The sequence below is a fragment of the Nocardia sp. NPDC058497 genome (genome assembly GCF_042720195.1).
Lineage (GTDB): Bacteria > Actinomycetota > Actinomycetes > Mycobacteriales > Mycobacteriaceae > Nocardia.
On the sequence record NZ_JBHXMY010000227.1, the window covers coordinates 1 to 8733 of the forward strand.

At 68.7% G+C, this 8733-nt stretch carries 6 protein-coding genes and 1 pseudogene; 4 read left to right on the forward strand and 3 right to left on the reverse strand.

Translation table 11 applies throughout. From position 1 onward, the window contains the following. Nucleotides 1-80: 80 nt before the first annotated feature. Nucleotides 81-467, reverse strand: a pseudogene (locus ACFWPJ_RS16905) (aldehyde dehydrogenase family protein); the annotation flags it as partial. Nucleotides 468-554: 87 nt separating this feature from the next. Then, nucleotides 555-1808: a transcriptional regulator gene (locus ACFWPJ_RS16910; protein ID WP_378852310.1), complete on the reverse strand. Its 1254-nt coding sequence runs from the start codon at nucleotides 1806-1808 to the stop codon at nucleotides 555-557. A 251-nt stretch (nucleotides 1809-2059) separates the two neighbouring features. On the opposite strand from ACFWPJ_RS16910, the gene ACFWPJ_RS16915 reads away from it, so the two are divergent. The 4 genes from ACFWPJ_RS16915 (at nucleotide 2060) to ACFWPJ_RS16930 (ending at nucleotide 7653) form a co-directional block, all read left to right on the forward strand. Continuing rightward, nucleotides 2060-2446 carry a hypothetical protein gene (locus ACFWPJ_RS16915; protein WP_378852312.1) on the forward strand — a complete coding sequence of 129 codons (387 nt, stop codon included), beginning with the start codon at nucleotides 2060-2062 and terminating at the stop codon, nucleotides 2444-2446. A gap of 422 nt (nucleotides 2447-2868) precedes the next feature. Next, the gene (locus ACFWPJ_RS16920) at nucleotides 2869-4164 is read left to right on the forward strand and encodes a lipase family protein (protein WP_378852314.1); all 1296 of its coding nucleotides are present in this window, start codon (nucleotides 2869-2871) and stop codon (nucleotides 4162-4164) included. 135 nt (nucleotides 4165-4299) lie between these two features. Further along, entirely contained in the window at nucleotides 4300-5415 is a 1116-nt protein-coding gene (locus ACFWPJ_RS16925) for an alkane 1-monooxygenase (protein ID WP_378852318.1), read from the forward strand. A gap of 132 nt (nucleotides 5416-5547) precedes the next feature. Continuing rightward, nucleotides 5548-7653: a thioredoxin domain-containing protein gene (locus ACFWPJ_RS16930; protein ID WP_378852320.1), complete on the forward strand. Its 2106-nt coding sequence runs from the start codon at nucleotides 5548-5550 to the stop codon at nucleotides 7651-7653. A 176-nt stretch (nucleotides 7654-7829) separates the two neighbouring features. On the opposite strand, the gene ACFWPJ_RS16935 is transcribed toward ACFWPJ_RS16930, so the two are convergent. Then, the coding region (locus tag ACFWPJ_RS16935; RefSeq protein WP_378852316.1) for an adenylate/guanylate cyclase domain-containing protein at nucleotides 7830-8733 on the reverse strand (904 nt) is incomplete at its 5' end.

An 8733-nucleotide genomic window follows, 5' to 3' on the forward strand; every position in this document is an offset into this window, starting at 1 on the left:
ATCTACCCGGCGCCCCCCTATATAAACCCATATATTTTGGTCGCCAGTGTCTTTTTTTTTTTAGACACTGGCCCCCCCCGGGCGAAGTAGCGGAAGTGGTCGACCGCCAGCGGCAGGTCGGCGGCCAGGGTCTCGCGGACGGGCTTGCCGTTGTCCCAGGTCTCGGCGACGGCGAGCGCCTCGAGATTGGCCTCGATCCGGTCGGCGATCTTGTTGAGGATGTTGGCGCGCTCGGCGGCGGAGGTCTCACCCCAGGCGTCGGCGGCGCGGTGGGCGGCGTCGAGGGCCAGCTCGATATCGGCGGCGGTCGAGCGGGCGATCTCGCAGAACGGCTGGCCGTCCACCGGGGAGGTGTTCTCGAAGTACCGGCCCTCGACGGGCGGAACCCACTTGCCGTCGATGAAATTGTCGTACCGCGGTGCGTAGCTGACGATGCTGCCCTCGGTGCCCGGCTTGGCGTAGATCATGTGCGGAGGCTCCTCGCTGATTCCGGTGAAGCGTGACGCCCATCACTATCCGCTGTCAGGGTTGATGAAACGTTGAAGCCGGACCGATCAGGCGCGAAGAGCGGTGTATTCGGCGGCTGGCGCCGCATGTTCGGGCCCCGAACGGTGCAGCCGGGCCGCGGCCACCGCCCGGCGCGCGTCGCGCGGGGGGAGTAGGGCCAGGGCGTGTTCGTGGACGGCGATGTCGTCGGGGGCGGATTCGCCGTAGGTCAGCGCGTGGTTGGCGTCGTGGCTCGACAGCACGGCGTTGCGCATGGCGACCTCGAGGTAGTCGCGCCATTCGCTGATGCCCGGCGTGTCCGAATCCGGAAGCAGCGGACCGTGATACAGCCGGACGGCGGTGTCGAGGTCGCCCGCTTCCAGTGCGCGCAGGACGTCGACGGCGTCGCAGGACAGTGCGGTGGTGAAGCGGTAGACGCGGCTGGTGATGTCGCCGCCGGTGGCGCGGCGCAGGTACGACATCTCCGATTTCAGGGTGCTCGCGCCGACCGCGCGATCGCCGTAGACAGCGTAGTGCAGGCGTTCATGGCTGTACCCGTCGTCGTCGAGGGCGAGCAGGGTGAGGATCTCGAGCTGACGCGGGCGCAGGCGGATCGCGGTGCCGTCGCGCATCAACCGGCCGGTGCCGAGGCATGTCAGCCGCATGCCCGCCGGTGCGGGCCTCGCCGCGCGCAGCTTGGACTCGATGGCGCTGGTCATGGTGCGCACGGTCGCCATGGCCAGCGGGTGCGAGCGCTTCCAGGTGGTCGACAGGTCGAGCACGCCGAGCAAGGTGCCGTCGGCGGCCCGGATCGGCGCGCAGTAACAGACCCAGCCGTGCAGGGCGGCGACCAGGTGCTCGGCCGAGAAGACGGTGTGCGGCTGATCGGTGCGCAGGGCGAGGGAGAGGGCATTGGTGCCCATGTGCGCCTCGTCCCAGCGGCCACCCGGCGCGAAGTTCACCTGCTCGGCGCGCCTGCGCATGACGGGGCCGCCGTAGGTCCACAGAATCGTGCCCGAGGCATCGGTGACCGCGGCGACGTAGCCGGCATCGTCGGCGACACTGTGCAGCTGATCGCTCAGTTCGGTGACCGGTCCGCGCAGCGGCGATTCCGCCCACCGCGGCCCGATGTCGTCGATCTCGCTCTCCGGCGCGCAGTCCCGCCCCGGATCCACCGTCCGCAACGACCGCAACCACGACTGCGCCACCTCGGTCCGCACCGCCGAACTACGCCCGAGCGCCGACTCGCCCGCGGGCACCCACTGCGCCCACTCCCGCTCCAGCGCGGCGCGCTGTGCCGAGAGCGTCAGCTGCGATGCCATGAGCGGGTTCGCGTCTTCCTGTTCGATTGCGCGACGAGGTTTGCACCCTTCATCATGCCCCACCCCTGCCCGCTGAGCGGCGGTTTCGACGGCGGCCGCGGGATATGGACCGTTCGTTCTCAATGCGGGGAAACCATGCCGCATCCGATGTGCGACCGATGCCCGTTTCGAGCCGAAATACTTGGTGCGAGCCATCTTTCGATGCGAGCCCCTATTGCGACCGATCGGTCAAATATGCGAGACTTCGGGCCATGAAGAAGCTCATCGTTGTCGCCGCGGCCGCGGTCGCGAGCGTGACCACGGTGCTCGCACCGGCCGCCGCCGCGAAAGTCACCAGCATCGGCATCGAGCCCTCGATGACGCTCGGCGCCCACCGCTACGGAACGACCTGCACCTACAACGTGAGCGTGACGGTCGACGACAACACCAAGCGGGTCTACTTCTTCGAGGAGGGCCAGGGCCCCACCGGCTTCGCCGACGCGATGCCCTCCGACGGTGTCGCCAAGACAATCTGGACCCCGTCCAAGCCCGGCATCACCTACATCTACGCCGTCCAGCCGGACGCCTGGCCGGAAACCCGCCAGGTGGTCGACGTCGGCACCGGCATCAACCTCGGATCAGCCTGCGTCGCCGTATAGCTCACCGCGGCTAGCCGACAGCCCTTCGCGCCGAGTGTTCGAAGGGTTGTCGGCTGTTATGACCCCGGCCTTCTCGCCAAAATACGGCATGTGATTCCGGGTTACAGATATATGTTCTCGGACGGGGGTCGGGCATGGTTGGAATCAGTGCTATTCCCTGCCGTTTATAGTTTCCCGCAACACCTTTCGTGACTTATGCCCGGTTCCCTGGAGTCGGTGCGTAGGCGGTCGTGCGCGGGCGGTCGCGGGTATTCCGGTCACTTTCCGGCGACATCTGACCCGAAATGGGCACCCTGCGAACCCGTTGTGTCACCGCGCGGTTACCCTCTGTACCGAATCTCGATGCTGTATCCGGTTTTCTCGATGTCATGGGTTTCCCGAAATCGTAGGAGGATCGAATCGTGAGGAGTCGAGCACGCAGCTTGACCACAGCGTTGGCCTGCACCCTGGTGGTCGCAGGCGGCGCGTTCTGCGCTCCGCAAGCTTTGACCGAACCGGCCGCCGCGGTCGCCGGCGCGGATTTCTATCTGCCACCCGCTCCGCTTCCGGGCGGAGGGCCGGGCACCATCGTTCGCACGGAACCGTCGCGCCTCGCGCTGTCGGCACCGGGACAGACCGGGACCATCCCCGCGGAATCCACGCGGATCATGTACGTCAGCACCGATACCCATGGCGGTGAGACCGCGGTGACGGGCACGTATCTGGAGCCGTCGCAGCCGTGGACCGGCCCCGGCCCGCGTCCGCTGGTCGCCTACGCGGGCGGCACGAAGGGACAGGGCGATCAGTGCGCGCCCTCGAAGCTGCTCGCCGAACTCGTCCAGTACGAGCCGCCGGTCAACGTGATGTTCGAATACGACGTCGTCGCGCTGTACTCGTTGCTGGCGCGCGGCATGGCGGTCGTGATGACCGACTACCAGGGCCTCGGCACGCCCGATGTACACGGCTTCCTCAACCGGAAAGAGCAGTCCCAGGCGGTGCTCGATGCCGCCCGCGCGGCCATCCAGCTGCCGGGTGCGGGCATGAACCCCGACTCGCCGGTCTTCCTCTACGGCTACTCGCAGGGCGGTATGGCCTCCGCGGGTGCCGCCGAGTTGCAGCCCAGCTACGCACCGGATCTGAATGTGCGCGGCGCCTACGTCGGCGGCCCGGTCGTCGATGATCAGTACTTCATCGGGTACAACGACGGTCGCGCCCTCGTGGCACCGGCCTTCGCCTGGATGCTCAACGGCATGGCTGCCGCCTACCCCGCGGTCCGCGCGGTCCTCGACGCCGAACTCAACGGCACGGGCAAGGCGATCCTGAACGACTCCGCGAGCAAGTGCGCGGTCCCCACCGGGATGGCCCAGAATCACGGGCAGACTTCCGAGTGGACCTCCAGTGGCCTGCCGCTCACCCAGGTGATCGACGGGTCTCCCGAGCTGAAGGCGGTGTTCGACGAACAGCGCGTCGGCACGCTCACCCCTTCGGTGCCGGTGCTCATCTCCTCGGCCCGCAACGACGAGGGCGCGCCGTACGTGCCCATTCGTGACATGGCCGCCGGTTGGTGCGGTGGCGGTGCGCAGGTCCAGCTGGACTCCAACGCCGCGATTCCGCCGCTGACCGGCCTCGCGGGCACCCACGTGCTGTCGTTCTTCCCGGCGCTCGAGGCATCGCAGAACTGGATGACCGATCGCCTGGCGGACAGGCCGGCGCCGACCAACTGCGCAGCCCTGCCCTAGTCGCGGTACACCGGCGTGTTCCGGCCCGGGTTCGCCCGTGGACCGGTCCGCGCCGGTGACCGACGACCACCACGATCGTGCCTTCGGTGCGGTCGTTTTCCGCGATGACAATTCCGATGGGTGCTGTTTGTTCCGATGGCAGTCTTCGAGCACACAAGAGTCAGCGACCCCAAACGCTATCTCTGGCTTCTGGGTCTGATCGCCCCGGCATGCGCGCTGTTCCCCTCGCAATTGGTGGCTTTGTCGGGGCTGCCGTTGTTCTGGTGGATCGGCCCGATCATCGTGTTCGTGGCGATTCCGCTGCTGGACCTGGCGATCGGGCGCGATGGGAGCAATCCACTCGACGAGGACTACGACGCGCTGTCCGACGATCGCTATTACCGCTGGTGCACTTACCTATTCCTGCCGATCCAATTCATCAGCCTGGTTATCTCGGGATATTTCTGGGCCGGCAGCGAACTGAGCGTCGTCGACAAGCTGGGGCTCGCCGTCACGATGGGCGTCGTTTCCGGCATCGGCATCAATGCCGCTCATGAACTCGGCCACCGGGCCGAGCATCTGGAACGCAGGCTGGCGAAAATTGCCCTGGCGCAGTCCGGGTACGGGCATTTCTTCGTCGAGCACAATCGCGGTCACCACGTCCGCGTCGCGACTCCGGAAGACCCCGCCAGCGCGCGATTCGGCGAGCCCCTCTGGGAGTTCCTGCCGCGCAGCGTGCTCGGCGGCCTGCGCTCGGCGCTCACCTTGGAACGAGAAAGGCTGGCGCGCAAGGGAAAACGCTGGTGGTGTCGCGACAATCAGATTCTGCAGGCATGGTCGATGAGCCTGGGGTTGTTCGCGATGATGACCGCGGTCTTCGGGCCTGCGGTCATCCCCTACCTGTTCCTGCAGGCCGTCATCGGCGCCGGGCTGCTCGAGACGGTGAACTACATCGAGCACTACGGTTTGTTGCGCGCCCGGCGCGCCGACGGCAGCTATGCCAGGTGCTCACCGCGGGACAGCTGGAACAGCGATCACCTGGTCACCAATGTCTTCCTGTTCCATCTCCAGCGCCACAGCGACCACCACGCCAATCCCAGCCGCCGCTACCAGACCCTGCGCAGCTGCGAGCAGGCACCGCAATTGCCCGCCGGGTACGCCACCATGGTCGTGCTGGCCGCGATACCCCCGCTGTGGCGTGCGGTCATGGACAAGCGAGTCCTTGCCCACTACGGCGGCGATCGGTCACTGGTCAACAGCAAGCACAGGTGACGCGGGTCCGATGTCGAACGGGATTCCGGCGCGCAGCATCGTGGTGGCGGACAGGCCGATCATGTCGCGGAAGGACTCGCTGAAATGGGACGGTCTGGCGAAGCCCGCGTCGAGCGCGCACGGATCTCGGCAATGCGGACCGTGTGGGTCGCTTTGCGCGCGCGCCGGTTGTGGCAGGGTGGAACCGTGAACCGATTGGCCGGTGCGACCTCGCCCTATCTGCGTCAACACGCCGACAACCCCGTCCATTGGCAGGAATGGGGTGCCGAGGCGCTGGCCGAGGCGGCGCAGCGGGATGTGCCGATCCTGCTCTCGATCGGGTACGCCTCGTGTCACTGGTGCCATGTGATGGCGCACGAGTCGTTCGAGGACGCGGCGACGGCCGAGCTGATGAACGCGGGGTTCGTCTGCGTGAAAGTCGATCGGGAGGAGCGGCCCGATCTGGACGCGGTGTACATGAACGCCACCGTCGCCATGACCGGGCAGGGTGGGTGGCCGATGACGTGCTTCCTCACCCCCGACGGCGCGCCGTTCTACTGCGGCACCTACTACCCGAAGCAGCCGCGCGGCGGGATGCCGTCGTTCACCCAGCTGCTCAGCGCGATCACCGACACCTGGCGCAACCGGCGGACGGACGTGGACCAGGCGGCCGAGCAGGTCACCGAGGCACTGCGGGCGCAGGCGACGGGGTTGCCCGATGCCGAATTCGCCGTCGTCGGTGAGCTTCTCGACACCGCGGTGCGCGCGATCGCCGCGGACGAGGACCGCGAGCACGGCGGGTTCGGCGGTGCGCCGAAGTTCCCGCCGTCGGCGACACTGGAAGGTCTGCTGCGGCACTGGGAACGCACCGGTGAGCAGTCGGTGTTCGATCTGGTGGAGCGCACGGCCGAGGCGATGGCCCGCGGCGGCATCTACGACCAGTTGCGCGGCGGCTTCTCCCGCTACTCGGTCGACGCGGGCTGGCTGATCCCGCACTTCGAGAAGATGCTCTACGACAACGCCCTGCTGCTGCGCGCGTACGCCCATCTCGCCCGCCGCTCACCCGCGACGCCCCTGGAGTCGTTGCCGCACCGCGTAACTCGCGAGACCGTCGAATTCCTGCTCGCCGACCTCGGCACGGCGGACGGCGCGTTCGCCTCCGCGCTCGACGCCGACACCCCGCTCGAGCCGGGTGGCCCCGGCGTCGAGGGCGCCACCTATGTGTGGACGCCGTCGGCGCTGATCGGCGACCTCGGACCGCTCGACGGTGTCTGGGCCGCAGAGGCTTTCGGCGTCACCACGGGAGGCAACTTCGAACAGGGCACCTCGGTGCTCACCCGCCGCAGCGACCCCGTCGACGCCGAGCAGTCGACCCGCTTCGACCGGCTGCGCGCGCGGATGCTCGAGCTCCGCGCGCAGCGGCCGCAGCCCGCCCGCGACGACAAGGTCGTCACCGCGTGGAACGGCATGGCGATCACCGCGCTCGCCGAAGCCGGTGCGGCACTGGAGGAACCGTCCTGGGTGGCGGCCGCGGTGCGCTGCGCCCGGTTCCTGCTCGACGTCCACCTGGTCGACGGCAGGCTGCGCCGCGCCTCGCTCGACGGTGTCGCGGGCACGCCGCCCGGTGTCCTCGAGGACTACGCCTGGCTCACCACCGGCCTGCTCGCCCTCTACCAGGCGACCGGCGAAGCCGACTGGCTCGCGGCCGCGCAGGTGTTGCTGGACAGCGCGATCGAGCATTTCGCCGACCCCGAACGCCCCGGCAGCTGGTTCGACACCGCCGACGACGCCGAGACCCTGGTCGCCCGCCCCCGCGACCCGGTCGACGGCGCCACCCCATCCGGTACCTCGTCCCTCGCCGAAGCCCTGCTGACCGCCGCCGCCGTCGCCGACCCCGAACGCGCCGTCCGCTACCGCGAACTCGCCGACCACACCCTCGGCCGCGGCGCGGTCCTGCTGGCCCGCGCACCCCGCTCGGCGGGTCACTGGCTGGCGGTCGCCGAGGCCTCGGTCCGCGGCCCCATCCAGGTGGCGATCACCGCCACCGAGAAGTCCTCCGCCGCCACCGAACTCCTCGCCGCCGCCCGCACCTGGTCACCCGGCGGCTCGATCGTCCTGGCAGGCCCACCCGACACCGCGCCACTGCTGGCCGACCGCCCGCTGGTGAATGGTGGCCCAGCTGCCTACGTGTGCCGCGGCTCGGTCTGCGACCTGCCGGTCACCGATCCCACGGCATTGACCGACGCGCTCCGCGCCTAGGTCTTGTGTCGAAGTGGTGGACCGACCTATGCGTTCGTCGCCCCACGAGCCGAGTCACCGCCCACGATCCCGTCGACCACCGCGCTGAACGTTCAATCTCCCGCCGATCGGTCGCGATCGGGACCATCAGAGCGGCTGGTGAATGCTCAGCGCAGTCGGCGGACTTCGAAACAGGCTCACCGCCCAGGTGGGACGTCGGTCCAGGTTCGGGTGCGCCCGGGGATTCCGCGCAGCCGGAGGTCCTTGTATCGCTTCCAGTGCGCACGCTCGTGGGGTGTGGCGGCATGCAGGACCGGATCGCTGACCAGGATCCGCCGAGGCGCTTCCTTGGCCATGGCGGTGAGCCGGGCCGCCTCGTTCACCGCGTCGCCGATGACGGTGAATTCGAGGCGGGTGTCGGCGCCGACGTCGCCGGCGAAGACCTGACCCCGGGCCACCCCGATGCCGACGTCGAGTTCGCCGGTGGCGACGACTTCGTCGCGGATGCGGCGGGCGGCGCGCAGGGCGGGGGTGGCGTTGTCGTGCAGGGCCGAGGGTGCGCCGAAGATGCACAGCGCGGCGTCGCCCGCGAACTTGTTGACCAGGCCCCCGTTGGCCTCGGTGGCGGCGACCACGGTCGCGAGCAGCCGGTTGAGCTTGTGCACGAACTGTTCCGGCGCCATCTCGGCCGACAACTGCACCGACCCGGTCACGTCGACGAACAGCGCCGACACGATCCGCACGTCACCGGTGAGATCGGTGCTGCCCGACAACGCGCGTTCGGCCACCGTCGAGCCGACATGTCTGCCGAACACGTCCTCGGTGTGCAGCTGGTCCTGCAAGGTCGCGGCCAGCTCGTTGACGGAGTGTTCGAGCCGCCCGATCTCGCCGGCACTGCCGACGGGCACCCGCACGTCGAGTTCGCCGCGGGTGATCCGGTCCAGCGCCAGGTACATCGTGCGCATCGGGGTGGCGACCGAGCGGGCGAGCAGCGCGGTGGCGAGCGCGCCGACGGCGAGGGCGACGAGGGTGAAGATCCAGGCGGCGCGCACGCGGTCCTCGGCCGGGGTGGCCGGGTCGCTGAGCACGACGATGATGATC